Annotated in this window: 31 protein-coding genes; 13 read left to right on the top strand and 18 right to left on the bottom strand. The window is 50.2% G+C overall.

The window, feature by feature from the left end; translation table 11 throughout:
* Nucleotides 1–294 precede the first annotated feature (294 nt).
* From ABEW73_RS05165 to ABEW73_RS05145, 5 genes are all read right to left on the bottom strand, one after another.
* A complete protein-coding gene (locus ABEW73_RS05165) occupies nucleotides 295–564 on the bottom strand; it encodes an HPr family phosphocarrier protein (protein WP_006207570.1) in 270 nt (89 codons plus the stop codon).
* 102 nt (nucleotides 565–666) lie between these two features.
* Nucleotides 667–1,596 carry a DNA-binding protein WhiA gene (gene whiA / locus ABEW73_RS05160; RefSeq protein ID WP_076326180.1) on the bottom strand — a complete coding sequence of 310 codons (930 nt, stop codon included), beginning with the start codon at nucleotides 1,594–1,596 and terminating at the stop codon, nucleotides 667–669.
* Between the two features lie 5 nt (nucleotides 1,597–1,601).
* Nucleotides 1,602–2,543 (bottom strand): gluconeogenesis factor YvcK family protein, encoded by a 942-nt coding sequence (locus ABEW73_RS05155; protein WP_174819264.1) that lies wholly within the window; start codon nucleotides 2,541–2,543, stop codon nucleotides 1,602–1,604.
* A gap of 57 nt (nucleotides 2,544–2,600) precedes the next feature.
* A complete protein-coding gene (gene rapZ, locus ABEW73_RS05150; RefSeq protein WP_076326178.1) occupies nucleotides 2,601–3,509 on the bottom strand; it encodes an RNase adapter RapZ in 909 nt (302 codons plus the stop codon).
* A 52-nt stretch (nucleotides 3,510–3,561) separates the two neighbouring features.
* On the bottom strand, nucleotides 3,562–4,512 hold the full coding sequence (locus tag ABEW73_RS05145; RefSeq protein WP_076326177.1) for an ROK family glucokinase: 951 nt from the start codon (nucleotides 4,510–4,512) through the stop codon (nucleotides 3,562–3,564).
* 311 nt (nucleotides 4,513–4,823) lie between these two features.
* Here ABEW73_RS05145 and ABEW73_RS05140 point away from each other — a divergent pair, with 311 nt between their 5' ends.
* The 8 genes from ABEW73_RS05140 to ABEW73_RS05105 all read left to right on the top strand — a co-directional run bounded on the left by ABEW73_RS05140 (nucleotide 4,824) and on the right by ABEW73_RS05105 (nucleotide 10,914).
* Nucleotides 4,824–5,747: an ABC transporter ATP-binding protein gene (locus ABEW73_RS05140; RefSeq protein WP_430169495.1), complete on the top strand. Its 924-nt coding sequence runs from the start codon at nucleotides 4,824–4,826 to the stop codon at nucleotides 5,745–5,747.
* A gap of 2 nt (nucleotides 5,748–5,749) precedes the next feature.
* Entirely contained in the window at nucleotides 5,750–6,496 is a 747-nt protein-coding gene (locus ABEW73_RS05135; protein ID WP_430169498.1) for an ABC transporter permease, read from the top strand.
* A gap of 21 nt (nucleotides 6,497–6,517) precedes the next feature.
* Nucleotides 6,518–7,750 carry a sensor histidine kinase gene (locus tag ABEW73_RS05130; protein ID WP_430169500.1) on the top strand — a complete coding sequence of 411 codons (1,233 nt, stop codon included), beginning with the start codon at nucleotides 6,518–6,520 and terminating at the stop codon, nucleotides 7,748–7,750.
* Complete coding sequence (locus ABEW73_RS05125) at nucleotides 7,683–8,294, top strand: response regulator transcription factor (protein WP_430169502.1); 612 nt, start codon at nucleotides 7,683–7,685, stop codon at nucleotides 8,292–8,294. The genes ABEW73_RS05130 and ABEW73_RS05125 overlap by 68 nt, the downstream gene beginning before the upstream one ends.
* Nucleotides 8,295–8,466: 172 nt before the next feature.
* On the top strand, nucleotides 8,467–8,829 hold the full coding sequence (locus ABEW73_RS05120) for a GntR family transcriptional regulator (protein WP_076326172.1): 363 nt from the start codon (nucleotides 8,467–8,469) through the stop codon (nucleotides 8,827–8,829).
* A gap of 12 nt (nucleotides 8,830–8,841) precedes the next feature.
* On the top strand, nucleotides 8,842–9,720 hold the full coding sequence (locus ABEW73_RS05115; RefSeq protein ID WP_076326171.1) for an ATP-binding cassette domain-containing protein: 879 nt from the start codon (nucleotides 8,842–8,844) through the stop codon (nucleotides 9,718–9,720).
* Nucleotides 9,713–10,402 (top strand): hypothetical protein, encoded by a 690-nt coding sequence (locus tag ABEW73_RS05110; RefSeq protein ID WP_430109910.1) that lies wholly within the window; start codon nucleotides 9,713–9,715, stop codon nucleotides 10,400–10,402. The genes ABEW73_RS05115 and ABEW73_RS05110 overlap by 8 nt, the downstream gene beginning before the upstream one ends.
* Before the next feature lie 59 nt (nucleotides 10,403–10,461).
* Nucleotides 10,462–10,914, top strand: coding sequence for a hypothetical protein (locus ABEW73_RS05105; RefSeq protein ID WP_430169505.1), 453 nt, complete (start codon nucleotides 10,462–10,464; stop codon nucleotides 10,912–10,914).
* Between the two features lie 88 nt (nucleotides 10,915–11,002).
* Here the strand turns inward: ABEW73_RS05105 and ABEW73_RS05100 are convergent, their stop codons facing one another.
* The 13 genes from ABEW73_RS05100 to ABEW73_RS05040 form a co-directional block, all read right to left on the bottom strand.
* A complete protein-coding gene (locus ABEW73_RS05100) occupies nucleotides 11,003–11,998 on the bottom strand; it encodes a serine hydrolase domain-containing protein (RefSeq protein ID WP_430169508.1) in 996 nt (331 codons plus the stop codon).
* 112 nt (nucleotides 11,999–12,110) lie between these two features.
* Nucleotides 12,111–12,305, bottom strand: coding sequence for a hypothetical protein (locus tag ABEW73_RS05095; protein ID WP_430169510.1), 195 nt, complete (start codon nucleotides 12,303–12,305; stop codon nucleotides 12,111–12,113).
* A 270-nt stretch (nucleotides 12,306–12,575) separates the two neighbouring features.
* The gene (locus ABEW73_RS05090) at nucleotides 12,576–13,385 is read right to left on the bottom strand and encodes a DUF368 domain-containing protein (RefSeq protein WP_430169512.1); all 810 of its coding nucleotides are present in this window, start codon (nucleotides 13,383–13,385) and stop codon (nucleotides 12,576–12,578) included.
* Nucleotides 13,386–13,448: 63 nt separating this feature from the next.
* Entirely contained in the window at nucleotides 13,449–13,625 is a 177-nt protein-coding gene (locus ABEW73_RS05085; RefSeq protein ID WP_009595674.1) for a hypothetical protein, read from the bottom strand.
* 108 nt (nucleotides 13,626–13,733) lie between these two features.
* Nucleotides 13,734–14,483: a DUF3891 family protein gene (locus ABEW73_RS05080; RefSeq protein WP_430169515.1), complete on the bottom strand. Its 750-nt coding sequence runs from the start codon at nucleotides 14,481–14,483 to the stop codon at nucleotides 13,734–13,736.
* 26 nt (nucleotides 14,484–14,509) lie between these two features.
* Nucleotides 14,510–14,713 (bottom strand): DUF4177 domain-containing protein, encoded by a 204-nt coding sequence (locus ABEW73_RS05075; protein WP_006207549.1) that lies wholly within the window; start codon nucleotides 14,711–14,713, stop codon nucleotides 14,510–14,512.
* Nucleotides 14,714–14,779: 66 nt separating this feature from the next.
* Nucleotides 14,780–15,241, bottom strand: coding sequence for an NUDIX domain-containing protein (locus ABEW73_RS05070; RefSeq protein WP_430169518.1), 462 nt, complete (start codon nucleotides 15,239–15,241; stop codon nucleotides 14,780–14,782).
* Between the two features lie 185 nt (nucleotides 15,242–15,426).
* Entirely contained in the window at nucleotides 15,427–15,903 is a 477-nt protein-coding gene (locus ABEW73_RS05065) for a hypothetical protein (RefSeq protein ID WP_430169520.1), read from the bottom strand.
* A gap of 46 nt (nucleotides 15,904–15,949) precedes the next feature.
* Nucleotides 15,950–16,306, bottom strand: coding sequence for a hypothetical protein (locus ABEW73_RS05060; protein WP_430169523.1), 357 nt, complete (start codon nucleotides 16,304–16,306; stop codon nucleotides 15,950–15,952).
* A 366-nt stretch (nucleotides 16,307–16,672) separates the two neighbouring features.
* Nucleotides 16,673–17,779, bottom strand: a complete 1,107-nt coding sequence (locus tag ABEW73_RS05055; protein WP_430169527.1) for a VanZ family protein — start codon at nucleotides 17,777–17,779, stop codon at nucleotides 16,673–16,675.
* 272 nt (nucleotides 17,780–18,051) lie between these two features.
* Entirely contained in the window at nucleotides 18,052–18,219 is a 168-nt protein-coding gene (locus ABEW73_RS05050) for a hypothetical protein (RefSeq protein ID WP_430169530.1), read from the bottom strand.
* A gap of 52 nt (nucleotides 18,220–18,271) precedes the next feature.
* Nucleotides 18,272–18,964: a response regulator gene (locus tag ABEW73_RS05045; protein ID WP_430169532.1), complete on the bottom strand. Its 693-nt coding sequence runs from the start codon at nucleotides 18,962–18,964 to the stop codon at nucleotides 18,272–18,274.
* Nucleotides 18,942–20,552, bottom strand: a complete 1,611-nt coding sequence (locus ABEW73_RS05040; protein ID WP_430169535.1) for an ATP-binding protein — start codon at nucleotides 20,550–20,552, stop codon at nucleotides 18,942–18,944. Before ABEW73_RS05040 ends, ABEW73_RS05045 begins: the two co-directional genes overlap by 23 nt.
* Nucleotides 20,553–20,810: 258 nt before the next feature.
* Here ABEW73_RS05040 and ABEW73_RS05035 point away from each other — a divergent pair, with 258 nt between their 5' ends.
* The 5 genes from ABEW73_RS05035 (at nucleotide 20,811) to ABEW73_RS05015 (ending at nucleotide 25,623) form a co-directional block, all read left to right on the top strand.
* Entirely contained in the window at nucleotides 20,811–21,818 is a 1,008-nt protein-coding gene (locus ABEW73_RS05035; protein WP_430169538.1) for a Bug family tripartite tricarboxylate transporter substrate binding protein, read from the top strand.
* 63 nt (nucleotides 21,819–21,881) lie between these two features.
* Entirely contained in the window at nucleotides 21,882–22,337 is a 456-nt protein-coding gene (locus ABEW73_RS05030; protein WP_430169541.1) for a tripartite tricarboxylate transporter TctB family protein, read from the top strand.
* Nucleotides 22,338–22,355: 18 nt separating this feature from the next.
* Complete coding sequence (locus ABEW73_RS05025; protein ID WP_430169543.1) at nucleotides 22,356–23,882, top strand: tripartite tricarboxylate transporter permease; 1,527 nt, start codon at nucleotides 22,356–22,358, stop codon at nucleotides 23,880–23,882.
* A 36-nt stretch (nucleotides 23,883–23,918) separates the two neighbouring features.
* Complete coding sequence (locus tag ABEW73_RS05020) at nucleotides 23,919–25,340, top strand: NAD-dependent malic enzyme (RefSeq protein WP_430169546.1); 1,422 nt, start codon at nucleotides 23,919–23,921, stop codon at nucleotides 25,338–25,340.
* A 34-nt stretch (nucleotides 25,341–25,374) separates the two neighbouring features.
* Nucleotides 25,375–25,623, top strand: coding sequence for an HPr family phosphocarrier protein (locus ABEW73_RS05015; RefSeq protein WP_216535223.1), 249 nt, complete (start codon nucleotides 25,375–25,377; stop codon nucleotides 25,621–25,623).
* The last annotated feature ends 113 nt before the right edge of the window (nucleotides 25,624–25,736 follow it).

The raw sequence follows: 25,736 nt of genomic DNA, 5'->3' as shown, positions 1-25,736 counted from the left end.
TTATCATCTGTAAGGAAAGAATATATCAACAAGTTAAACTGAAGTTAAACAAAGGCTTAATTTTATGAAAACAACGCAAAATAACCCCACAAAGTGGAGCTTATGCTACGATGTTTATTCCAAATCCTTTGCGAGGGCCCCAAAATTGAAAAAGGGCGCATGTCTCCGCCCCTTCTCTTAAAACCTATTCTTATGTACGTAGAATCAAGCGAGAATCCCAGCAATACCAGAGCTTGATAGCAAAAAAAGCCTTGCAGTAACAAGACTTTTCTTAAACTTCAATCACGGTTGCCCTTATTGGTTCTCGAGTTCCTCTTTGCTCACCAAGTTCACGAGTGAAGTAACCGCTTGCTCAGCGTCGGCTCCCTCAGCACTAATGTAAACTTCCGTACCAGAGCTGATCGCAAGGCTCATAATTCCCATGATACTTTTGGCATTTACTTTTTTATCATCTTTTTCAACGAAGATTTCAGATGAGTATTTATTCGCTTCCTGAACGAACAGCGCGGCCGGTCTGGCGTGAAGACCCGTCTTTAACCGAACGACTACCGGGTGCTTTGTCATGAAAATTACCCCCTATCTAATAAATCTGCTGCATTGAAAGCGCGATTGACATTTTATAATATTATACCATTTTACCATACAGGACACTAGAAGAAAAAATTCTTACCCATTCCGAATCTTTTCGGCCAATTCGTCGATTTTGCGCAGACGGTGATTGACGCCGGATTTGCTGACGGTTCCTTTAAGAAGCTCGCCGACTTCCTTGAGATTCATGTCCGGATGAGCCAGCCTTATTTCCGCCACTTCCCGCAGTTTATCAGGCAAATTCTCAAGACCCATTTCCTTTTGGAGCAGCTTGATGTTCTCAATTTGACGGACGGCAGCGCCGATCGTTTTGTTCAGGTTGGCGGTCTCGCAGTTCACGATCCGGTTTACCGAGTTACGCATGTCCCGCATAATACGAACATCCTCGAACTTGAACAATGCCTGGTGGGCACCGATCAGATTAAGGAATTCGATAATTTTCTCGCCTTCCTTAATGTAGAAGATAAAGCCTTTCTTCCGCTCGATACAACGTGCGTTCAGATGAAATTCATTCGCCAGATCCACCAGGGACTGGCAGTGCTCTTCATACATTGAGGCAATTTCGAGATGGTACGAAGACCCCTCCGGATTGTTCACGGATCCGCCAGCCATAAAGGCACCGCGCAAATAGGCGCGTTTACAGCAATTTTTGCGAACGATTTGTTTATCAATCCGCGATTGAAACAGAAAGCCTTCGGAAACGATGCACAGTTCTTTAAGTATCTCCTGAACCTGGGCGGGAATACGAACGATATATACGTTATTCTTCTTCAAACGCATTTTTTTACGCACCAAAAGTTCAGTATGCGCCTGGAAATGCCTCTTAATTAAGGAATAAATACGTCTTGCAATCGCGGCATTTTCCGTTGAAATATCCAGGATTACCTTTTTGTTCGAAAGTTGAACAGAACCGTTCATCCGAATGAGCGCGGACAGCTCGGCTTTTTCACAGCAGTTCTGGCTTTCGATCATTGTCAGTTCTTTCTTCGTCTGTGCCGCAAAGGACAAGGTACTCACCCCTTTCGTGTAATCCAATCCTGTACCAGCTGAAAAATATGGTTGCTCAGCTTGTCAGCGTCATGCCTTAAGTATGTTCTAAATAGCACAAGCTTATCTGCAATGAGTTTGTACCCTCTGCTCGTCACCTCATCACGATCCAGGAACACGGGCTTAGCACCCTTCTGGGCATACTTATCCTGAACCTGAGGCGGGATTTCTCCATCATTTACAATAACATAATCGAACAGATGAAGACCAATATGGTCGTAAACGGCCTGCAAATGATCACTCACTGTATAATTATCGGTTTCTCCAGGCTGCGTCATCACATTGCACACGAACATTTTGATCGCCTCAGAGGATACGATGGCTTCAGCAAGCTTGGGAACAAGCAAATTGGGCAAAATACTGGTATACAGGCTTCCCGGACCGATCAGAATTGCATCGGCCTGCTGAATCGCCTCCAGCGCCTCCGGCAGTGGCTCGACATGCTCCGGCTCCAGGAAGATCCGCTTAATGCGCTGTCCAGCCTCCGGGATTTTGGATTCACCGGTCACAATGGAACCGTCCTCCATCTCCGCATGCAAAATAACAGCTTCACCCGCCGCAGGCAGCACCTGTCCACGAACAACAAAAACCCGGCTCATCTCCTTGACTGCCGTGACAAAATCACCGTGCAAATCCGTCATGGCAGCCAAGATTAAATTGCCGAGGCTGTGCCCGGCCAGTCCCGAGCCATTCTTAAAACGGTATTTCAATATATCGGATAACAGCGGCTCCACATCGGCAAGCGCTGTAAGTACATTTCGAATATCTCCCGGGGGCGGCATCTGCAATTCGCTACGCAGTATGCCGGAGCTTCCCCCATCATCAGCGACGGTAACGATGGCCGTAATATCAAGCGGCTTTTCCTTGAGTCCCCGCAGCATGACGGACAGCCCGGTTCCTCCACCCATCACCACGATACGGGGACGCTTTTTAGCTTGCACAGCCACATTTATCACTTCCCTTAATTAATGCCGATCCCGATCAGAATCACGGTGACTCACCGATACCGTCTCCGTTTCGCTAACGCCCAGCATTTTGCCAAGGTATTCCGCTATCGCAACGGAGCGATGCTTCCCGCCGGTACAGCCAATGCCGATAATAACCTGGCTTTTTCCTTCCTTCCGATACTGCGGGATCAAGAAATGCAGCATATCGAGCAGTTTGGTTAAGAAAGCCTGTGTCTCCGGCCATTTCATCACATATTCATATACATCACTGTTCTGGCCGGTGTTTGGACGCAGCTGCTCAATATAGTGCGGGTTGGGCAGAAAGCGCACATCAAACACCAGATCAGCGTCAATCGGAATACCGTATTTAAACCCAAAGGATGTAATATTTACCGATAACGTGCTGCTCTCCAGATGTGTGAAGCGGGAGATAATCTTCTCCTTCAATCGCACAGGCTTCATATTGCTGGTATCGATCACCTGAGTGGCCGAATTCTTCAGCTCATCCAGCATTTTGCGCTCCAACCTTATACCGTCAAGCGGCATGCCTTCCGGAGCGAGGGGATGGCGACGACGGCTTTCCTTATAGCGTTGAACAAGCACGGAATCCGTTGCATCCAGGAACAGAATCTCGCAATGGATGGTAAAGTGATCCTTGATGTAACTCAGAGACTCTGATAGAGCCGTGAAAAATTCGCGGCCACGCAGGTCGATGACCAATGCAACCTTGCCGATCTTCCCCTTGGATTGTTCGATCAGCTCCGCGAATTTGGGAATGAGCACCGGAGGCAGGTTATCGACGCAAAAGAATCCAAGATCCTCCAGACTTTGTACGGCCAAGGTCTTACCTGCTCCCGACATCCCGGTGATGATGATCAGGGTGGCCATGGATGATGTGTTGCTGCCGCGGTTGGCTGCTTCCAGCATCAGCTTTCCCTCCCTTATAAGTTTAGATCAGACGATGTATGGTGATTAATGACTACGAACGCAAATGCAGACCAGCAGCGCCTACAACGCCGGCATCATTGCCGAGCTCAGCCGGAACGATGCGTACACCTCGCTGAAGCGGCTCTGGTGTCAGCTTCGCAAATACAGCACGAACTTCATTAAACAGAATGTCGCCGGCTTTGGATACGCCGCCGCCGATAATAAAGGCTTCCGGATTCAACACGGCCGCAACGGCAGCCATGGATTTGCCCAGGTAATAAGCTGCGCGATTCACGATCCGAACGGCAACTTCATCGCCGGCCTTTGCAGCGTCAAACACTTCCTTCGCCGCAATGCTCTCTACATGGGCAAGGGAAGTACGGTCGCCACGCTCTACGGCATCCTTCGCCATGCGGATAATGCCGGTTGCCGACGAAACCGTCTCCAGGCAGCCCATTTCACCGCATCCGCATTGAATCGCTTCCAAGTCCGGCACAACCGAGATATGTCCAAGCTCGCCAGCCATGCCGCCAAACCCCTGATAAATTTTGCCGTTAATAATAATGCCTCCGCCGACACCGGTACCCAGTGTATAGCATACGCAGTTCTCAACGCCGCGGCCTGAGCCGCTCCAAGCTTCACCCAATGCAGCTACATTGGCGTCGTTGTCTATTTTGACGGGCTTGCCGAGACGCTCTTCAAGCAGTGCGCGAATCGGTACATCTTTAAATCCTACATTCGGTGCCAAAATTATGATGCCTTCACGAATATTCGTAAATCCGGCGAATCCAGCTCCCACACCAGCAAGTTGATCCCAGCTGTATGGCGATTCTTCTACAATGTGACGCACATATTTCTCAATGTTGTCAATAACCGTGTCAACGCCTTTGGCTGTTTCCGTCGGCCCCTCATACTTATGCAGAAGATGCCCTTCTTCATTGCAAATTCCAACTTTAATTGCTGTTCCGCCCAGATCGACACCGACGTAGATGTTCTCAGACATGTTTCAAGCCACCTTTTTCCTTCTATATTATAGATTGCTCCTACTGTACCCACTATAATTGAAGGCACTCCTGCGGTCAAGAGAAGACAACGTGACAGGAAACCGTAGGCAGGCCTTTAGTCGCGCATGTGTAAGCGCATACAACTAAGCTTGAAACCGCCCTTATTTGTTCATAATCAGACCTCCTCTAATCTTCAGCAGATCGCACATGACAAATGTCACTCCGAAGTGATGACATCCTTTACTAACGGGCATTCCCTCTCTTTCGTATGATGAATTCAGATCATTTCGATAACGAAAGGAGCGATACCATGTCAAAACTAATCCATGAACCTATTGCGGAACTACGGCAGGTAACCAAAATGTTCGGAAGCAAAAAAGCAGTCAACCAAGTGTCATTTACGATAGAAAAAGGATCTATCACGGCCATTCTCGGGCCAAACGGAGCAGGTAAATCAACCGCCATCTCCATGATGCTTGGTCTTAAAGACGCCAGCGAAGGCGAGGTCCTCCTGTTCGGTCGAAGCCCGAAGGACTTGAAGGTCCGCGAGAAGATCGGCGCCATGCTTCATGAGGTGAGCGTCATGGACGGGCTCCGCACGCGTGAAATCATCAATCTCATTCGCGGCTATTATCCGAATCCGCTGTCGCTTCCAGACATCGCCCTGCTTAGCGGGCTCACAACAGAGGAACTTAACAAATGGGCTATCAAAATGTCCGGAGGCCAAAAACGCAAGCTCAGCTTTGCACTGGCGATTTCGGGGAACCCCGAGCTGTTATTCTTCGATGAACCAACGGTCGGCCTGGATACATCAGCACGCCGGTTATTCTGGCAGACGGTACGCAAGCTTGCCGATCAGGGCAAGACGATTCTGTTCACCACCCACTATCTGCAAGAGGCGGACGATATGGCTGACCGCATTCTGCTGTTCCACCAGGGTCAGGTTGCTGCAGACGGCACGCCAGAAGCTATTAAGGCTAAGCTGACCCGAAGGTCGCTCTCCTTTATCGTGGATGCAGACCACCGGCAGGTCAAAGAGCTTCTTCATGAAGTCCCGGGCGTCACCGATGTGTTTGAGAACAATGGCCGTTTGAACGCCGTCACGGATGATACGGACACGGCGCTGGCTGCCTTGTTCCGAGCCGGGCTCGCCGTACGCGACGTTCGCATCGATCAAGGAAGCCTGGATGAAGCTTTCGACCAATTAACGATGAATGAAGGGGAGGCCGTATAATCATGACAACCTGGAAACTGATTACCTTGCAATGCAAGATGGAACTGCTCCGGATGGTACGCAATCCGTATTATATTTTCTGGTCGCTGGCGATGCCGATTCTGTTCTATTTCATCTTTACCCGCGTCGTGAATACGGGGGCAGACGATGCCGGACAATGGCAGGCGCATTATCTCATGTCGATGGCATCCTTCAGTGTCATGGGCACCGCGATCATGTCGCTCGGCATACGTCTCGTTCAGGAACGAGTTCAGGGCTGGGCCGTATACATGCGGGTAACGCCGCTTCCCGGCAGCGTGTATTTCTTTGGCAAAATGTTTGTGCAGACGGTCATGCATCTGCTCTGCATCATCGTGATATTCGTAGCAGGCTACCTGATTAACGGCGTCTCCCTCACCCTCGGACAATGGCTGCTCAGCGGACTGTGGATTCTGATCGCATCCGTTCCGTTCCTGGCTATCGGCACCTTGATTGGATCCATGAAACGGGTCGATACGGCAAGCGGCGTCAGCAACGGTATCTACTTGGGGCTTGCTATTACGGGCGGGATGTGGTTCCCGATCGATGCAATGCCTTCCATCATGCAAGCCATCGGCAAGTGGATGCCCTCCTACCATTTCGGCGGAGGCGCATGGTCGATCGTGCGCGGAGAAGCGCCGGGCTTGGACAATTTCATAGTTTTGGCAGGATATTTGGCCGTATTTATGTTACTATCCACCTATATTCGGAAAAAACAACAAGCCGATTAAGGGGATAAGGATGATGGCTTCATGAAAAAATTGAAAGACGCAAAATCCGCAGGGTTCGAGGTGTTTCCAACCCAATTGGGGTTTTTCCCCTACTTATGGCTCATCTATATATCCCTTCCCGTGATCAACATGATGAGCGAGGAAGGCTGGAAGATGGGGATCGGCTTTGCGCTGATCGGCTTGTTTCTTGTCACATACCGCCAGCTCTACTTCGCCGCGGGCACCCCTCGTTTTTTTGTGTGGCTGGGCATTCAAATGTCCATCATTTTCATTCTCTGCATGTGGTATCACCCGACCTACATGTACATGGGCTTTTTTACGGCCAATTTCATCGGCTGGTATACCGATCGGCGCAAGTTCACGATATCCCTTGTGCTGTTTGGCATCATAGAGGTTATTCCTTTAATCAAAAATGCAAGCTTGCTGGGCTGGAAGGACCTGGTCTTTATGATTCCTTTCTTTCTCATCATGCTATTTTCACCCTTCGCTATCCGCTCACTAAACCGGCGGCAGGAGTTGGAGAAGGAGCTCGCGCAGGCTAACGAGCAGATTCGCAATCTGATTAAAGGCGAAGAGCGGATGCGTATCGCCAGGGATCTTCATGACACCTTAGGTCATACCCTCTCCCTCATCACGTTGAAGAGCCAGCTTGTCGAGAAGCTGGCAATGAAGAATCCCGAGAAGGCCCAGTTGGAAGCCCGGGAGATTCAGAACACCTCGCGTGCCGCGCTGCGCCAAGTACGTGAGCTGGTGTCCGATATGCGGACCGCCACCTTGCCCGAGGAATTGGTAGAGGCCCAGATCATTCTGGAGAGTGCCGATATCCGGTTTATTTGCACCGGTAACCCGAAGCTGGAGGGAATATCCGACTTGGCCCACAATATTCTGAGCCTCTGCGTGCGGGAGGCCGTGACCAATGTGGTGAAGCACAGTCAGGCAAGCCAGTGCCGGATAGCCATCGAGTCGCTTGACAATGAGTGGCGTCTTGAGGTGGCCGACAATGGAGTCGGTCTTCAACGCAAAGAAGAAGATCCATCTTCTTCTTCCAACAGTAATGGCCTGAAAGGCATGGTGGAGCGGCTTTCCCTTATCGGGGGCACCGTAGAGGCCAGCTCCGACCAGCAAGGTACGATAATAGACATTCGTGTTCCGATCATCATCAAGAACCGGAAGGAGGACACATCCCATGAGCATCAAAGTGCTGATCGCCGAGGATCAGCGAATGCTGCGCGGCGCTCTGGCTTCCTTGCTTGATTTTGAAGACGATATTGATGTGATTGGTCAAGCCGGCGACGGCGATGAAGCTCTATCCCTGATTGACTTGCATCAACCCGATGTATGCCTGCTCGATATCGAAATGCCTGCGCGCAGTGGTCTCGAAGTGGCGGAGGAAGTAAAGCTGCGCGGTTATGCCAGCCGGGTCATCATCCTGACGACCTTTGCCAGACCCGGTTATTTCGAGCGGGCCGTGCAAGCGGGAGTTCAGGGATACCTGCTTAAGGACGAGCCCAGTGAACGATTGGCAGAAGCCATTCGCCGGGTAATGGATGGGCGGCGGGAGGTCTCCCCTGAGCTCGTATTCGGTACGCTTTCAGGTGCGGGGGCCAATCCGCTGACCGAACGCGAACGAGAAGTGCTGCGGTTGGCTGCAGACGGCAACAGCTCCAATGAAATTGCGTTGAAGCTGCACTTGTCCTATGGGACTGTCCGCAACTATATGTCCGAGATTTTAAGCAAGCTCAGTGCCAAGAACCGGATCGAGGCCATCTCGATGGCGGAAGAGAAGGGCTGGATATAGCCTCTTTGCAGCTTGATCACACCCCTTACCCTCGTCTTGAAGAGACGGGGGCCCTTTGTATTTCACAGAACAAACAGACCCATTTGGGTCTGTTTTTTTCTTTTTGATTGACACATCCTTCCATCAGGCATTATAGTATGTTACAAGACTAACATACCGACAGGGTGATATCATGAATTCCAGGTTTGACGAAGGACAGCCGATTTTTCAGCAAATCGCAGATATGATTGAAGATGACATATTGAACGGGACATACCAAGCGGATGATCAGATTATCTCAATGTCGCAGTTCGCGAGTACTTTTCAGGTCAATCCCGCAACAGCTGTAAAAGGCATTGCCCTGCTTGTCAATGAAGGGATTTTGTACAAGAAAAGGGGGCTGGGCATGTTTGTTGCTGCAGATGCCAAACAGATCATATTGACCAAGCGACAGGATCGGTTTTACAACGAACTCGTATTGAAGCTGCTTGATGAGGCAGAAAAGCTTGAATTGACCACCGAGGATGTTATTGAAATGATCAAACAAAAGAGATAGGAGATGAGCAGGATGAACGCAATACTTACCTGTTCCAACCTGAGCAAGAGTTACGGGCGTACGGAAGCGGTCCGAAATCTGGAGCTCCAACTGGAAGAGAATACGATCTACGGCTTGCTGGGCCGCAATGGTGCCGGAAAGACCACACTGCTTAATATGATGACTGGCGGATCTTTTCCCGACTATGGCAGTATTCAGGTTTCGGGGGTAACGCTTAAGAGTGGAGAAACCCCGAAGGGAATCTGCTACGTAAGAGAGAAAAATTTGTTCTTCGGCGGTGCCAAGGTGATTGAAGTGCTGCGCTTGGCATCGGCCTTTCACGAGAACTGGGACTGGGACTATGCCCAGAGCCTGCTAAAGACATTCAAGCTAAACCCGGACAAAAAAATCCGCCAGCTTTCACGGGGAATGGAATCCCTGGTCGGAAACATCATCGGTTTGGCCAGCCGGGCCCCGATCACCGTATTTGATGAACCGGTACTGGGATTGGATGTGCTCATGCGAGAGAGATTTTATCGCGTTCTGGTTGAGGATTATGCCAATCATCCCCGGACCATCCTGCTCTCGACCCATCTGATTGATGAGATCGCAACCGTCGTTGAGAGAGTCTATATCATGGATTCCGGCGCTATGTTATTGCATGACGATGTTGACCATATCCGCGCCAATTCTCATCTGTTGACAGGGAACCAGGAACAAATCGAACAATTTACGAAGGATCGTCACGTGATATATAAAGAATCTTACGGTAAAGGTTCCTTAACCGCGATATATGGAGCCATTCATGAGGCAGACCGTTCACAAGCCAACAAGCTTGGTATTGCTATTGACGGTTTACCGCTGCAAAAGTTTTTCTCCTATTTAATCGAAGGAGGGCAATCCATTGAATAAGACCACCGCACTCATGAGGGCTTCATTTCTTCAGCTTCGACCTTATCTCTTGGTGATGCTCGGCACCGTTGCGATTAGTTTGATTGCAAATGTGATCATAAGCCTGTCTCTTGGAGACAGTTCGGAGAATACGCAGGTGTCTGCGGCTAACATCCTCACCGTGTTCCTGATATTTGTAGGCAGTGTGCTCCCGGCAGGCTTGTTCCGGCGGGTAATGAATTTAGGAGCTACACGAAAAGAATATTATATTGGTATGCTTCTGGTTTACTCCATATGGTCCGCCATCTTTGCTGTCCTCAATATCATCTGGCTTCAGGTGGAGAACGGATTTATACGACAATATGAGGATACCTTCAACATCCTTGAAATCTTTGGATGGAATCAATTTGGCATCGTTGGCATGTTCTTCTATCAATTCGGTGTTTACCTGCTTCTTATTTCATTACTGAATCTGCTGTTTTCCGGTCTGCGTCATGTAATGGGCTGGGTGGTCTGGGTGGTATTTATTGCGGCAATCCCTATCTTTACATCCATTCCTTCACTCCGGCATACGCTGGCTGATGGCTTGCTGGCCCTTCTCTTCAACGATTCGCTGCTGCAAGGACTCGGACTCACGCTGATCATCTCCCTCGTTCTGCTTGCAGGAGGCTGGTGGTTCACGGCCAGACGCACCATCGCTTAATATTGTTTCCCCTAACAACGAGTTATTGGATCACTCTAGCTCGAAAGGAATGATGGATCTTGAAAAAGGATGCTGCCCCCCTTGAGGTGTTCCAGTCCTTTCTGTTATGGATAATTGCTATCGGTGCAGGGGTATTTGAAATGATCCTGGCTGTCATCGATTCGATATCCAGCCTAACGAGTGCTGGAATTGTCGGTATTCTCATTCAAGTTGCCGCACGAACGACGATGTTCGCTGTCCTTGTCTACATCATGATCAGAATGCTTCGGGGAAAGAATTGGGCGCGTATCGCATTAGCTTTGTTTTTAGGCGGGTTTGGCACTCTCTCCCTAATCATTGACCCTATCAAATGGCTCATTACAGGCGATTCCCTTAGGGACGCCTTTGCTCAAGCAGACAATATTTCCATACTATTTGCCTCCAGCCGTACCCTTCATATGATCGCCGTTGTTGCGGCCTTGATATTTATGTTCAGACCCGCGGCGAATCGGTACTTCAAAGCTGAATCGTAAGTCAACTCAGCACCCGCTTGATTTGGGATCAACAGAACAACAGCCCCTGGCCTATTTAAGGCCCGGGGCTGTTCCACGTAGATCAAGATCACTTCAACCATTCTTCCTCGATGAACTGCATCATTTCAAAAGCGCCACCACCGGCATTGGAAGCTACTACAAGGGTATGACCGGTGGCCGGGTAATAGGCAGACCGAAAATTCACACCTGGATCATAGCCCATGACGTGGTATTTAAACACATCCTCATTTTTCTTGGTAATCCACACGCCAAGCCCATAATTCATGTTGTGTGAAGCCAGCAGCTTCTCCGTCATAGATGCGGTGAGCAGCGTATTGTTCATAAGCGATCTCCATAACTTGATCATGTCCGGTGCCGTCACATACGCCCCGCCATCGGCATATCCTTGAATCGGGATAGCATACTGGTTCGTTCTCCACGTGCCGTCCTCCTCATCAATATACCCGTAAGCCGTATTTGCGGGCAGACGATCCAGCGGGAAATATCCCGAATCCTGCATGCCGCACGGCTCAAATACAAACTGCTGGACATAGTCGCGAAACGGCATTCCGGCATATTGTTCAACGATCAGACCAAGCACCACAAATCCTGCATTGTTGTAATGAAATCTTTCACCGGGCTGAAATTTCATGCGCTCATTCTGGAACAAAGGAAGAAAATCCCTTCCGTTCCGGAGTGTATACATGGGAACCGCCTTCCACAGATCCTCGAAGTCATCCATAACCTCTTCATCAAAATAATCTGGAATACCCGAGCTGTGGCTCAACAAATGAAAAACGGTAATCTCCGGGCTAAAATTAGGCAGTGAAATATCCAGACAATCGCTTAGCTTGCTGTCCAGCGACAGCTTGCCCTGTTCGATAAGCTGACAAACCGCAATAGCGGTGAACAGCTTACAGCCAGAGGCAATGCCAAACCTGGTGTCTGTTTGATTCGGGATGTGATCGGCCCGGTTGGAATAACCGAAGGCACCATCCCATACGACGTTGTCATTTTCATCTGTTACGAGCACAGCTCCCGAAAAACGAATGCCAGCAGCAAATTCCTTCATTTTATGTATCATCAAGAACCCCATCCTTTATCTGGTTAGGGATATTTTAACATCTATTTGGATGAGGGTCTTGGTATAAGACCAGTATAATGAAATATTCCCCAAATGTTTATTCGCTTCTACCCTAATGTCTCCACATCAGCAGCAGGATCACCGGGATCGCAAAAATAAGCAACCCGGCACCAATCATCGAAGCGACCTGCAGCATGAATGTGTGCTTGGTTGGACCGGACGTCTGCAGTATTCCGCATTGAGCGCATCTGTTAGAGGCAGGGTATACCTCGCCGCCGCAGCTGACACAAATCCCATTATTCCTCATGAATAACGCTCCTTTACATGGAAAAACAACATCGACATCTAAGCACTTCTATATCATTTAACATATCTTATGAACGGAATCCTCACGGATCCTATCCATGAATACTTTATTAAAGTTAATCTATTTGTGAATATTATCACATAAATACGATAACAAGTAAAGGCATAAATGATTCCTATTCCATCTCACCCCTCCGCTCCTCCAGTGCAAAGTTGCTCCGTGCCAACCTAAAAACAGGAAGCCCGCGGCTCCCTGTTTTATATTTCATTCTTATTCTTTTCTACCCATGAACACCGCTACGATCAGCCCCAGCAGCAAGGTTCCTATACTGGTAACCATCATACCCGTTCCGGATGGAATACCCGGAAACACGATAACAATAGATCCTAATATCAATCCAATAATAACGGCATACGTCATATGTGGGAAACGGTCCAGCAGGTACCGAATCACCCGGCTGCTAACCACGAAGCCAATCACCACTCCCGCCCCAATAACAGCTATAATCCCTAAATTTAATGAGGATAGAGCTGAAATAGCAGTAGAATACACACCCAGAAGGAGAAGTACAAACGACCCGCTAATGCCAGGCAGCAGCATCGCCATGCTGGCCAACCAGCCGGATAAGAACAGTCCGATCCCATTGGACCAGGTCAGGACGGTTATCGGATCAGATGTGGCATCCGTTCTGAGAAAGGCCGTCGAAGCCAATAAACCGGCTGCCGCAATCAACACGACCACATGCACGGCTTTGAATTTGGTTCTCGCCTCCGCTTTACGCAGAATAAGAGGCAGCACCCCTAAAATCAATCCTGTAAAGAAAAACTGGGTGGGCTCATAATAGCTTGCCAGCAGGTATTCAATCACGCGGCTCAGTAACAATAGAGCTGCTCCAATTCCAACGCCAAGCGGAATCAAAAAGCCCAGCTGCCTTTTCCATTCCCTGCTGAAAAATCCACTGATAGCCGCCAGCAAACGATCATAGATACCCAGCACGACAGCAATAGTGCCACCGCTTATACCTGGAATTAGGTCACTGACTCCCATCAGCACACCCCGATATAAGTTCTTCCATTCCATCAAAATCATAATCCTCCTACCTTACAAAGTGAATCTTATCGTGATAGCCCTGCGAAGGAGGTTTTACTTGTTCTTGGCATGCAATACCAAATTCCCTACTCCACCAATCGCAAACAACAGTGAAACGATTCCAAATCCCCATTGCCAAGAGCTTCGATCCGTAATGAAAACGACTACCAAGAACGCTATCGCAGCCAAAAAATTAAGCAGCGCAACGATCAAAAATTCCTTCTTCTTCATTCATTATTCATCCTCTACATTCCTACAGAATCAAATCTGTCCAGTCTACATCCCGTTGTGGTGATCATATCATATTTTTGCCGATGAAGTATGATCGTTTATATAAACTTACGGTACAAAAGTAACCGTCTGCACCGTCCACGCCGCGCCATCAAATGCCTTGGCCACTCCCTGTTCTTCAATCTTCGACTTCAGCACATATTTCCACTTCACCGAAGCCGACCATGCCTGTTCGAACAGAAACGGTCGCAATCGAATCTCGTGCTCGCTTGCCCAGGACGCCAAGACCCTTTCTCCATCGATCGACATACCGAAGCCCTCTTTAAACCAAGGATGCTCCTGATCTTTGGAAACACCAGGTGCATTCATGTTTACATAGAGCGAGATATCATCACACAGCTGCAGCAGGCCAAACTGTCTGTTAACGACATCTTCATCGGGAAATGGAAACTGATCACGTAGTCTTTTTTGCCGTTCCGTCTCCGAATGGTAGAACTCCACCAGCGGCGCTTCCGTCGCCTCTTTCATAAATGACGCAAAATGAAGGCTGCAGAGATACCCTGCATAAGGACTCATCGCTTCGATCTCATCAACACCCTTTGTATACATTAGCATTTTCGGCAGGACCGGATAATCGATAAAAGTGTATGGAGTCCGGCTCTCGTCATTCCAGATCGGCGTGTCATCCATCCGAAGCCAAGCGCGATCATGCTCGGTTATAGCCAGCAGTACTTCATCCAATACAGACTCATCCATAAACAGCTCTCGCCGGAAGCCTCGGGCTACATCGCCCGAGAATCGGCCATGGTCGTCCTGGGCCGTCATGACAAAAGCATCTTCTGTCTCGCGAATGATCATATTATCGTCTCCCCTTTATTCATTCCTCACCCCAGATAAGCTCTTCGCTTCATTACGGCAATGATGTCTCTGGACTGGCCTTGATGCACACTCGTATCAAAGCACGAGATCAATTCCCATCCGTCAATCCCGTAGCTGTTTAATAAATCCTCAAATTCCTCTTCGTTCACCTTGCCCCCAAGAAATCCTCCGGTTTTGTATTTTAGCGTTTTGTATTCCCATTGATCCATATTTGGCATCCTCCATCATCCCATTGAATTTTTGACCATAGACTTCAAGATTTTCTGTAGATAAAATCAGTTCGTATCGCCAACATAGCAAACTACGGGGTGTGCAGCCTTATCCTGGAGTGGCTTGACAAGGGATCGAGGGTATACTCGAATCTCATCCAATGCGGACAGATCGATCCATTCCACACCCACCTGGTATTCATCGGGGTTATGGCCAAGAAAGGTATCCCCTGCATCCGTCAAGCTGCACTCAAAATAAAACTCCACTTGGTGCACATCGGAATCCCATTCCGCGAATTCGTGGTTGGAACCTATGTATTCACGGACATGTAGCAGATCGCCAGCTTCCACCTTACGCCCAATTTCCTCCTGGCACTCTCTGATCACCGCCTGCACCAAGGTTTCCCCCTTCTCTTGTCCGCCGCCAGGGAACAGATAGAAATCCCCCAAATGGTCTACGTTTTTCGTTAGAAGAATTTGATGATTCCGCATAATAACGGCCTTGGCCGAGTTTCGTATCGGTTTCATGAGCCGCCTCCTTATCGTATCGTTTTCTAGTTCTATTTTCTATTGTAGCAAATATGAACCCTCCATAGGCCAAGCCGCAATCCACACAAATACATGAATGTAACAAGCCGGTGTCCAATGAGCATGCTCAATGAATACCGGCTGTTATTGCACATCGTGAATAGTCTGCCTAGCTCCCGAAGCAGCTAGTGCCTATATGAGCCACTTGCCCGCTTCTTTCGAACAACAGCCGCCACCCACACAACGATTAGCAGGATCAACCCCGCCGCAATCCAATCCTTGATGACTTCCCACGGAACACGGGACCCGCCATACTCACCCTTATAACGAGCCATCAGATAGCCTTCCTGCGTCTCAACCGCGATGGCGGATTCAGGTGCCATTCCTTGGACGGCATAGTATTTCGTTCCCCTTGGGTAAATATTAGAGAAATTGCCGCCGTAGGTCCCTTCCCGATCCGTATGGTAGGTGACCTTCCCTACCACGTCTCCAAGCGTGGACTCATCCACGCGGTCCTCTGACACGACAAAAACCTTCCCATCATTGACGACAAATGAGTATGCCCAGGAAGCAACCGCAGCGGGCGATGAACCCATCACCAGCAATAGCAGCGTTACCAGCGGTATTTGCATAAGCCGACCCGCACGGCGAATATCGACCATGGTTCACCCCACAATTCAGAGTCATGTTATCTGAAGAACCGGATGGCTATTTCACCTGCTTGCTTCTTCCATCCACGATCAGCTCGATGCCCGGCTCGTTGGTTCCGCCCGACATACTGTAGGAAGAGTCAGGCTGTTCCAAGAAACCCTCAAAGGTTTCACTAATCTGTATCCGTCCTCGTGGCCGAACCGTAACCACCTTAGGCTCGAAATCAACCACCCTCCCGCCAATATCGTCGCTTAGCGGCCGTACCATAACCTGTTGCTCGGTGCCATAGCTGTAAATATGAAACTGGCAGTGTACCCGAATAGCATCATTCTCTGTGCGATAATCACACTTGCTATCTTTCTTGGAGTACGACACGGTGGATATTCCGCTCGAATTGTAATTCACTGCATACATCACAAACGCCTGATAGGAATGGAAAAATAACGATCCATGCGACACAGCTGATCAATAATCGGCTCATAATCTTCGGATAACGTGGACGATAAATCCGTGCCACCCATAGGATGCCAGCTACCAACAAAATAAGGCCTGCTATAACAGGCAAATGAAGACCATAATTACCTACCTGAGTCCATGGCGAGATCCCTGCCCAGCGGAACAGATCATCTCCGAATGAATAGCCCAGATGTTGGTTGGAAATAAACAGCAACCCCACGATGATTGCGGAAATGGAGAGGATTTTGCCTTTCAGTTGTATCTCCTCCTCGACGAACCCGTTTTCCACATTATAACAAATAAGAGACCCTGTGGTAACCAACATTAATCAGTCTTAGTTAATGGTTTATTCTCTACGATAGCCAGCCTCGTTCCGCTCTTGGCCTCATGCAGCAGCTTCCGGTCACGATGGATGAGACATAACAGCATATGGATAAACACTACGCCATCCAGAAGCAATACGCCCAGCGCATACATGGCAGCCAGGATTTGTGAACCCAAAGCATTAACGGGAATAAGCAAGGCATGAAATCCACCCCATACCACATATAGCAGTCCATTACGGATGATCACTTCCTTCAACTTCAGATGTTCCTCTGCTCCACGAATCTGGACCCGGACAATCCACTTACCCAGCGTCTGTCCCTGCATCATATACGGCAGCGCGATATGATATAAAATCACGACAATAAAATACGCACCCTTCACGTTCAGCACGGTCAACACACCAATCATCGGCAGCACGACCCCTGCATCAATACCGAAAGCGATCGCCCGGCGCGTATAACTGACCCGTTTCTGCGACAAATCCACCTTCTCATCCAGCCGATCGAGGCGAGGCAGGTGATTTTTCATCCAATCCGCGAGCACGAATCCGATCATTCCACCCAGTGTATTCAACAGCAGATCATCCACATCAAACAACCGGTAAGGGTGATCATAGATGCCGTAAATGCCGGTCACCTGGGTCACCTCGAAGAACAGCGATAATCCGAATGAGGCCACCAAGCCCGTAACCCAGGATGCCCGAGCATAATAACGCAGGAACATGCCGAACGGAACCACGAGAAATACGTTAAACACGACCTGCAAGAAGGCTCTTTCCTTGAATAGATGCATGTAAGTCGAAGGCTCGCCCCATACCACCTTGGTCTCCTTCAATATGTCTTGGATAAAATTCAGCGGAATCCACTGCATGACCGAGGCGACATTCATTGGAGCATTATGCCGGGAGGCAGGCAAAGGAAGGAGCACCAGATACACTGCGTTCATCATGTAGAGCAGAAATAAATACAGCAGAAATCCCCGGAATTTATTAAAATAACCATATTTGCGATACTGCACAATCAGAAAGGGAACTGCGCACAGCAAAGCCGCTATGGGAAAGGTTAAAAATGCATAAGATATTGGAAACAAGTAGGCTTCCAGCATGCTTTCGTTCACTCCCTCTGTGATGTTCTACTTATAGGTTACAGGATCAAGTTTAAATGACGGGGATTCCTTCGTTTAAAATGCGTTTAAAAAAGGCACCCCCGCGTGTTAATCGGCCCTGCTGTTAAACTGGGGGTTATAGCTATACTCCAAAACCGAATAACCCACACCAACAGTGTGGGCAGGATCACCATATGCAAGACGCATTGGATTGAATGGTTATCCCGATTAGGCTCATATCATAATAACGAGGATACACAGAGAATGGTTTTTCAACTTTTTAAATCGTGGATAATTTCGAGTAAATCGGTAATCTCCCCATCCTTGGCAAAATCCCGGTCACAATAGGTATCCCGCTTCCAGATGTCCTTCATGCCGAGCTTGCAGATTGGGGAAACCGACGCAATGTTGTTGAAACTCGGATATTGGTAATGGCTCAAGCGATATACCGCTGTAAGTTTAGGAGAGATACCGCACCCAGCATCCGGTTATCTAATCCTCCGCTTTCCGGTATACCCGTTCCGGCCTGCCTACCGTGCCATATGAAATATCCGCCACGAGGACGCCCCTTTCCACGAAGTACTCCAGGTATCTTCTTGCCGTCGTTCGGCTGAAGCCGCCGCGTTTTCCAAGCTCCTCCGCGGTCCACACGTCCTCGGACTCCTCGATGTAGGACAGGATTTTCTCGCTCGTCAGTTTATCGATGCCTTTTGGAAAATAAGCTTCCCTCTCCATCCGTTCACCAGCACGCCATAACAGCTGGTCAATGCCCTGTTGATCGATCTGCTTGTTTGCTCCGCCGAGCTGCTTCATCTGCTCGTAATATTTTCGGTAGGCTTTCAGCTTTTCCTGAAATCGGTCGAAGACCACCGGCTTGATCATAAAATCGTACACTCCGCCGCGGATCGCCTCCCGCACCGTATCGAATTCCTTGGCTGCCGTTATAATAATAACATCGGTATTCGGGTATCCCCGCTGTATATGCTGCAGCAGATCCAATCCCGACATATCGGGAAAATACAAATCCAGCAGCACCAGGTCAGGCGCCAAAATATCCAGCTGCTCATGCGCCTGGGCCCGATCCGTTGCAATGCCGACGACCTCGAAGCCCTCTACCTTCTCAACGAACCGTTGATTAATGCTGGCAATACGCACATCATCCTCAATGATTAAGACCCGAATCATGGATATTCCCCCCTGTTTTTGGTATCTTGACCGTGAACACCGCACCGCCCGCAGGCGAGTTATGGCACGCAATCGTACCGTGTAATTGCTGTACGGCCCCGTTGACGATCGATAGGCCAAAGCCTCGATTGCGCTCCCCTTTGGTGGAATAACCCAGCTCAAACAAACGACCCAAACCATCCCTCGCAATACCGGACCCGCTGTCTGATACTTCGATCATTAATTGATTGCCCTTGTCATGTAACTCCACGCTTACCCATCTGTTCTCCGGTTTGGATCCCAATGCCGCCTCCATGGCGTTGTCGATCAAATTTCCAATAATGGCAACTAGTTGGTTCCGGCTAATATGACCGGGAATGTCTTTAAAGGAACTGCTCCGGTCGATCTTAACCTTCACCTTTAACTCGCTTCCGCGATTAAACTTTCCAATGAGAATGCCGCCAATGATCGGATCGGGAATTTCCTGCAGCAGGAATTGTATCAGGTTCTGATGCACATCCGTCTCATGCGTAATCAGATCCATCGCCTCTTGATACGATTCCAGCTGAATCAGTCCGTAAATCGTATACAGCTTATTGGAATATTCATGCGTCTGCGCGCGCAGCGCTTCCGTATACCTCTTCACCTGCGTAAGCTCTTCGGTCAGGCGCAGCAGCTCGGATTTGTTCCGAAAGCTGGAGACCGCCCCCACAATCCGATGCTCATGATCATAGATAGGCAGCCGGTTGACCACAACCGCATGATCGTTAATGACCATCTCTTGATCCTTCTCTGCTTCCCCGGACTGCATCACCTCCAGCAGCCTGGTGCCCGGGATGACATCCTGAATATACTGCCCGGTGATCACCCTACGCTCCTTTGGATCGATCAGCATCATGGCTGTATGATTGGCCAAGGTTACGATGCCCTCCCGATTGACAGCGATAATGCCTTCATGAATGGTTTCCAGAATCGCGCGTTTCTCTTGATACAATAACCCGATTTCCTTGGGCTCCAGCCCGTGAATGGATCGCTTAACGCTGGACGATATCCATATAGCGCCACCGCATCCCAGGATTAACGCAATTCCCGCAAAGAACAGGACACGATTGCGGTACGATTGTGCTGATATCTCGATATCTTTCATTAGAATGCCAACCGATACGATACCGATAATTTCGTTCTTATCATTGTAGATCGGTGTCTTCCCCCTGAGCGAGGGTCCCATGGAGCCAATGGCCTTCGATATGATACTCATGCCCTTTAATACCGGGCCATTGTCGCCACCAACCATCTCTTTGCCGATTCGATCGGCGAGAGGATGTGCATACCGGATTCCTTCACGGTTACCGATGACGATATACTCCGCGTCCGTCTCCAGCCGAATCTCCTCCACCACAGGCTGAATGATGGCAGACGGATTCTCTTCCTCGAACGCATTCTGAATAACGTCCATTTCGGCCACGGCCTTCGCCAGCTTTAATGCCGAAGCGCCGATACTCTTCTCCAGCGTTGTGATAAGCAACCGCTCAAAACTGAAGGTGAGGGCGACAATGACGGCGAACAACAGGGTGCCTATAAGCAGAATCAATCTCGTCTGTAAACGCATTCATATTCCTCCATACACATTGTCGCCATAAGCGCAGCTCTGATTTTCCTATTGTATTCTAGATCACACATGTGACAATAGTCTCTGGAAAAAATCGGTCGTAAATTTTATGAACAAAATTAGCGAAATGAAGTTTTTTCAACTTATGTCGCAATTCTGTTCAAGCCAGACGCTCGATGATAATATGAAGGAACTTCAAATAGGTAAGCGCTTACAAGTATTGCGAACTCTCGCACAACGATAAGGAGGAACTTATCCATGCTTAAACGAAACAGCATAAAAATCATAACCGCTGCACTTGTCCTGGCCATGAGCCTGACCGCCTGCAACGGCACCGGAAGCAGCGCCGGCGAATATCCGAAAAAACCATTTATCGTGACCGCGCCTTCTGGCGCCGGCGGTGGATGGGACAAAACCGCACGTTCCCTCACCAAAGTACTCACGGAAACAAAGCTCATCGAACAAACCATGACGGTTGAGAATAAGCCCGGCGGCGGCGGGACCGTGTTTCTCGCTGAATACGTGGCAAAAGACAACAAAGATCCCTACAAGCTGTTCGTCAGCTCTCCGCCAATCCTCATCAACAACTTGAAAAAAGAAGGGAACAGTCCGTTCGGCTACAAGGACGTGACGCCGCTCGCCCAGATGACCAAAGACTTCGGAGCGATTGCCGTACCGGCAAACTCCAAATTCATCGACCTGCAATCGCTGGTCGATGCGATCAAAGCCGATCCCACTTCCGTCACACTTGCGGGCGGTTCCGCTCCGGGCTCGATGGACCACTTGATCAGCGTTCTGCCTGCATTCAAATCCGGTGTGGATCCGAGAACCGTGAAGTATTTATCCTATGATGGCGGAGGCGAGGCTATCGCGGCCCTCCTCGGCAACAATGCCGACGCGATCGGCACGGACATTTCTTCGCTCGGGAGCTACCTGAAAGCAGGCAAGATCAAAATCCTGGCCGTTACTTCAAGTGAACGACTCGCCGGAGACTTCGCGGATGTACCGACTCTGAAGGAGCTGGGTCTGGATGCCGAATTCACCATCTGGCGCGGTGTATTCGGTCCGAAGGGACTGTCGGAAGAGCAGCTGGCCTTCTGGGACAAAACGCTGAAGGAGCTCTCCGAGAACGAAGTGTGGCAAAAAGAGCTGGTTGCCAACGACTGGGCAAGCGAATACCGGAACGCCGCTGACTTCAAGGCATTCCTTGAAGAACAGGAGCAAGACGTGCAGGAGCTGCTCACAGCGCTAGGCATGCAGAAGTAAGTCTTAGAATGGAGGGAGCGGTGCGCTCCCCTCTCCCGTCTCATCCTTGAGGAGGTGTCAACCTTGAACAGAACGTTTGACCGCTACGCCAGCATCGTATTTCTGCTCCTTGGTATCGGCTTTATGTGGCAGAGCGCCAAGATCAGCGCATCCGCATACGGGAGCACCGTCGGCCCTAACATATTCCCGTTTGGTCTCGGATTGGCGCTTACGCTGCTGAGCATTCGTTTGTTTTATGAAGCCTTGAAAGCCAAGCCGACGGAGAACCATACGGAGAAGCTGGACTATAAGCGATTCTTCATGATTTTTGCAGCAGCATTTCTCTATGCCTATTTCCTGGAATTCATCGGATATATCATCGGCACCTTCCTGTTCCTCCTGTTTGCGTTCCAGACGCTGGAACGAGGCAAGTGGCTGAAATCCATTCTAATCTCCGCGCTGTTCTCCGGCGGCGTGTACGTCATCTTTGTTGTCTTGCTGGAAGGCTCCATGCCGGGCTTCCCGTCTTGGCTATCATGAGCATGGGAGGAAACTACAATGAACGTTCTGGATTATTTGGCGGATGGCTTTATGACCGCCTTGCAGTGGCATAATCTGCTCTTCGCCTTCATAGGCGTGCTGATCGGCACCTCGGTCGGCGTGCTGCCCGGCATCGGTCCGATGAGCGGCGTCGCACTTCTGATCCCCGTCACCGCCTCCATGACTAGTGGCTTGCCGGCGGAAGCGGCAGCAACCAGCTCGATTATTCTGCTGGCAGGCGTCTATTACGGAGCTATGTATGGCGGATCTACAACTTCGATTCTGCTGAACACGCCGGGAGAGTCCTCGTCTGTCGTTACGACGCTGGACGGCTACCAGATGGCGAAGCAAGGCAGGGCAGGCCCTGCCCTGTCCATCGCTGCGATCGGCTCATTCGCAGCCGGGCTCTTCGCGCTTGTGGCATTGATCGCACTGGCGGAGCCTTTATCCAATGTAGCCATTAAATTCGGCCCAGCCGATTATTTCTCGCTCATGCTGCTGGGACTCTGTGCAGTAAGCGGGCTTGCAGGCAAATCGATCACGAAGGCACTCATTATGACCATATTCGGTCTGCTGCTCGCTACCATCGGCATGGATACCGTATCTGGCGTCGCCCGGTTCACCTTTGATATCCCAATTCTGTACTCCGGATTAGAATTTCTAACGATTGCCGTCGGTTTGTTTGCTCTTGGCGAAGTGTTTAAATCCATCCTGGAGCGAGACTACGCGGCGGGTCAAACCTCCAAGATCGGCCGGATCCTGCCGACACGCCAAGACCTGAAGGATAGCGCGGGACCGATTGCCCGAGGCTCGATCCTCGGCTTCTTTATCGGCATCCTGCCGGGCGCCGGCGCAACGCTTGCTTCCTTCTTCAGTTATATCGTTGAGAAAAAGGTCAGCAAGCATCCGGAATCCTTCGGCAAAGGCAACATCGCTGGCGTTGCTGCCCCCGAATCGGCCAACAACGCGGCTTCCGGAGGCGCCATGATCCCGCTGCTGACGCTTGGCATTCCAGGCTCCGGCACAACCGCCATCCTCATGGGGGCGCTCATCATGTACAACATCCAGCCAGGCCCGCTGCTGTTCGAAGAGCATCCTCAAGTTGCATGGGGACTGATCGCCAGCATGCTTATCGGTAACCTGCTTCTGCTCGTACTGAACATGCCGCTGGTCAAGGTATTCGCCAAGGTGATCCAGACCCCGGCCAAATATCTCATTCCGATCATCATTGCCATCTCCATCTTCGGCGTTTACGCCGTTCAAGCACAGATCTTCGACCTGGTCCTCCTGCTCATCTGCGGCATTGCCGGCTTCCTGCTGGCCCGCAATGACTTTCCGCTCGCGCCACTGGTGCTCGGACTCGTACTGGGTCCCATGATCGAGAACAATATGCGCCGGGCGCTGACCACATCCAACGGCGACTTTATGATCTTCCTGCAGAAGCCAATGTCGCTGGCATTTCTCATCATCGCCCTGATCTGGATTGTCGTTCCGATTCTGCTCAAGCGAAAAGGCAAGGAAGTTGTCGTGAACGAAGAAGGCTAACCATCATACGTATATCGATAACTCAAGGAGGCAGTCATGAATACCAGCAAACTAGGCGGCAAAAGTGTCATCGCTAGAATTGAAATGAATACGGAAGAAGCCAGCTTCGGTCAAGTAACGGCCGCCATCTTTGAGGCTGGCGGCGACATCGTGGCCATTGACGTCATTCAGACGAGCAAGCATACCACGATTCGCGACGTCACCATCACGGTGATCGACACCGTCGACATCGACATTATTGCCGAGCGCATTCGCAGCATGTCCGGCGTTCAGTTGCTGCATCTATCTGATCGCACCTTCCTGCTGCATCTTGGAGGAAAGATTGAAACCAAGCTGAAAGCGCCGATCCAGAACCGCGCCGACCTCTCCCGCGTGTACACCCCGGATGTCGCGCGCGTGTGCATGGCCATTCATGAAGAGCCCCATAAAGCCTTTACGCTCACCGTCAAACGTAACACCGTAGCCGTCATCTCCGATGGCAGCGCCGTCCTGGGACTTGGCAATATCGGCCCCTATGCGGCCATGCCGGTGATGGAAGGCAAGTCGATGCTCTTCAAGCAGCTGGCGGACGTAGACTCCTTCCCGATCTGCCTGGATACGCAGGATACCGAAGGCATCATCACGGCGATCAAAGCGATCGCTCCCGCGTTTGGCGGTATCAATCTGGAGGATATCTCCTCGCCGCGATGCTTTGAGATTGAGCAGCGCCTGCGCGAGGAATTGGACATCCCGGTGTTCCATGACGACCAGCACGGAACCGCCGTCGTCCTGTATGCAGCCTTGATCAATGCGTTGAAGGTTGTCGGTAAATCTGTGGATACTCTGAAAGTTGTCGTCTGTGGCATTGGCGCCGCCGGCATTGCCTGTAGCAAAATACTTATGTCAGCGGGCGTGAAGAACATCATCGGCGTCGATCGCCCCGGTGCGCTTACGGCCGATCAGACGTATGACCATCCGATGTGGCAATGGTACGCCAGCCATACCAACCCCGAACGGTGTTCCGGATCACTCCAAGACGTCATCCAAGGCGCCGACGTGTTCATCGGCTTGTCTGCCGGCGGAATCCTGAAGAGAGCGGATGTTCAAGCGATGGAAGAGCGTCCTATCGTCTTCGCGATGGCCAATCCGATCCCGGAGATTCTGCCGGAGGAGGCCGAGGATATCGCGGGTGTCATTGCAACGGGAAGATCGGATTATCCGAACCAGATCAACAACGTGTTATGCTTTCCGGGAATTTTCCGCGGCGCCCTGGACTGCAGAGCCTCCACCATCAACGAGGAGATGAAACTCGCCGCAGCCGAAGCAATTGCTTCAGCGGTCACGGACAAGGAACGGAGCCGGCATTACATCATTCCGAGCGTATTCAACCAGCAAGTCGTCAGCGGCATCCGGGACCTTGTCATCCAGGCAGCCATCCGAACCGGGGTAGCGCGCCGAATCCCAAGGGAATACCGTTAACGATTACGATTCTATGAAACGGGGAGGATTCAGAATGGGAAGCAGCATACGAGCCATCGTGGACATCAATATGAGGGCGAATGATTTCTCATCCAGCATCGTACTCGTCCTTGGGCCGGATCAATATATCGACGCAAAAAGCATACTGGGACTAAGCATGACACTGTACCGCAACCAAACGTACCTTCTCTACGTTTACGGTCCGGACCAATTGGAAGCGAAAGCCGCCATGCGGGAAGTATTCGCCAAGCACCATCTGCAGCTGCAGCTGAAAGAGGATTGATCCCTAAGATATCAGAGCCACCCTACTTGAACCATAAGGATCGGAGTACTTAAAAAAAAAGAGCAAGCGTGCACGGTCCTAACAGGAAACCGTACTCTCTTGCTCTTTACATG

The sequence above is a fragment of the Paenibacillus lautus genome (assembly GCF_050482385.1).
GTDB lineage: Bacteria > Bacillota > Bacilli > Paenibacillales > Paenibacillaceae > Paenibacillus_AQ > Paenibacillus_AQ lautus_B.
Note: the sequence above shows the minus strand (reverse complement) of the source record. Positions and strands in the feature narration are given on the sequence as shown.

Coding starts and splice junctions, on each gene's coding strand:
- ABEW73_RS05165 (WP_006207570.1), bottom strand. CDS start 564: ATGACAAAGCACCCGGTAGTCGTTCGGTTAAAGACGGGTCTTCACGCC.
- ABEW73_RS05155 (WP_174819264.1), bottom strand. CDS start 2,543: ATGGGTGGAGGAACCGGGCTGTCCGTCATGCTGCGGGGACTCAAGGAA.
- rapZ (WP_076326178.1), bottom strand. CDS start 3,509: ATGCTGGAAGCAGCCAACCGCGGCAGCAACACATCATCCATGGCCACC.
- ABEW73_RS05145 (WP_076326177.1), bottom strand. CDS start 4,512: ATGTCTGAGAACATCTACGTCGGTGTCGATCTGGGCGGAACAGCAATT.
- ABEW73_RS05140 (WP_430169495.1), top strand. CDS start 4,824: ATGTCAAAACTAATCCATGAACCTATTGCGGAACTACGGCAGGTAACC.
- ABEW73_RS05135 (WP_430169498.1), top strand. CDS start 5,750: ATGACAACCTGGAAACTGATTACCTTGCAATGCAAGATGGAACTGCTC.
- ABEW73_RS05130 (WP_430169500.1), top strand. CDS start 6,518: ATGAAAAAATTGAAAGACGCAAAATCCGCAGGGTTCGAGGTGTTTCCA.
- ABEW73_RS05125 (WP_430169502.1), top strand. CDS start 7,683: ATGAGCATCAAAGTGCTGATCGCCGAGGATCAGCGAATGCTGCGCGGC.
- ABEW73_RS05120 (WP_076326172.1), top strand. CDS start 8,467: ATGAATTCCAGGTTTGACGAAGGACAGCCGATTTTTCAGCAAATCGCA.
- ABEW73_RS05115 (WP_076326171.1), top strand. CDS start 8,842: ATGAACGCAATACTTACCTGTTCCAACCTGAGCAAGAGTTACGGGCGT.
- ABEW73_RS05100 (WP_430169508.1), bottom strand. CDS start 11,998: ATGATACATAAAATGAAGGAATTTGCTGCTGGCATTCGTTTTTCGGGA.
- ABEW73_RS05095 (WP_430169510.1), bottom strand. CDS start 12,305: ATGAGGAATAATGGGATTTGTGTCAGCTGCGGCGGCGAGGTATACCCT.
- ABEW73_RS05090 (WP_430169512.1), bottom strand. CDS start 13,385: ATGGAATGGAAGAACTTATATCGGGGTGTGCTGATGGGAGTCAGTGAC.
- ABEW73_RS05085 (WP_009595674.1), bottom strand. CDS start 13,625: ATGAAGAAGAAGGAATTTTTGATCGTTGCGCTGCTTAATTTTTTGGCT.
- ABEW73_RS05080 (WP_430169515.1), bottom strand. CDS start 14,483: ATGATCATTCGCGAGACAGAAGATGCTTTTGTCATGACGGCCCAGGAC.
- ABEW73_RS05075 (WP_006207549.1), bottom strand. CDS start 14,713: ATGGATCAATGGGAATACAAAACGCTAAAATACAAAACCGGAGGATTT.
- ABEW73_RS05070 (WP_430169518.1), bottom strand. CDS start 15,241: ATGAAACCGATACGAAACTCGGCCAAGGCCGTTATTATGCGGAATCAT.
- ABEW73_RS05065 (WP_430169520.1), bottom strand. CDS start 15,903: ATGGTCGATATTCGCCGTGCGGGTCGGCTTATGCAAATACCGCTGGTA.
- ABEW73_RS05060 (WP_430169523.1), bottom strand. CDS start 16,306: ATGTATGCAGTGAATTACAATTCGAGCGGAATATCCACCGTGTCGTAC.
- ABEW73_RS05055 (WP_430169527.1), bottom strand. CDS start 17,779: ATGCTGGAAGCCTACTTGTTTCCAATATCTTATGCATTTTTAACCTTT.
- ABEW73_RS05045 (WP_430169532.1), bottom strand. CDS start 18,964: ATGATTCGGGTCTTAATCATTGAGGATGATGTGCGTATTGCCAGCATT.
- ABEW73_RS05040 (WP_430169535.1), bottom strand. CDS start 20,552: ATGCGTTTACAGACGAGATTGATTCTGCTTATAGGCACCCTGTTGTTC.
- ABEW73_RS05035 (WP_430169538.1), top strand. CDS start 20,811: ATGCTTAAACGAAACAGCATAAAAATCATAACCGCTGCACTTGTCCTG.
- ABEW73_RS05025 (WP_430169543.1), top strand. CDS start 22,356: ATGAACGTTCTGGATTATTTGGCGGATGGCTTTATGACCGCCTTGCAG.
- ABEW73_RS05020 (WP_430169546.1), top strand. CDS start 23,919: ATGAATACCAGCAAACTAGGCGGCAAAAGTGTCATCGCTAGAATTGAA.
- ABEW73_RS05015 (WP_216535223.1), top strand. CDS start 25,375: ATGGGAAGCAGCATACGAGCCATCGTGGACATCAATATGAGGGCGAAT.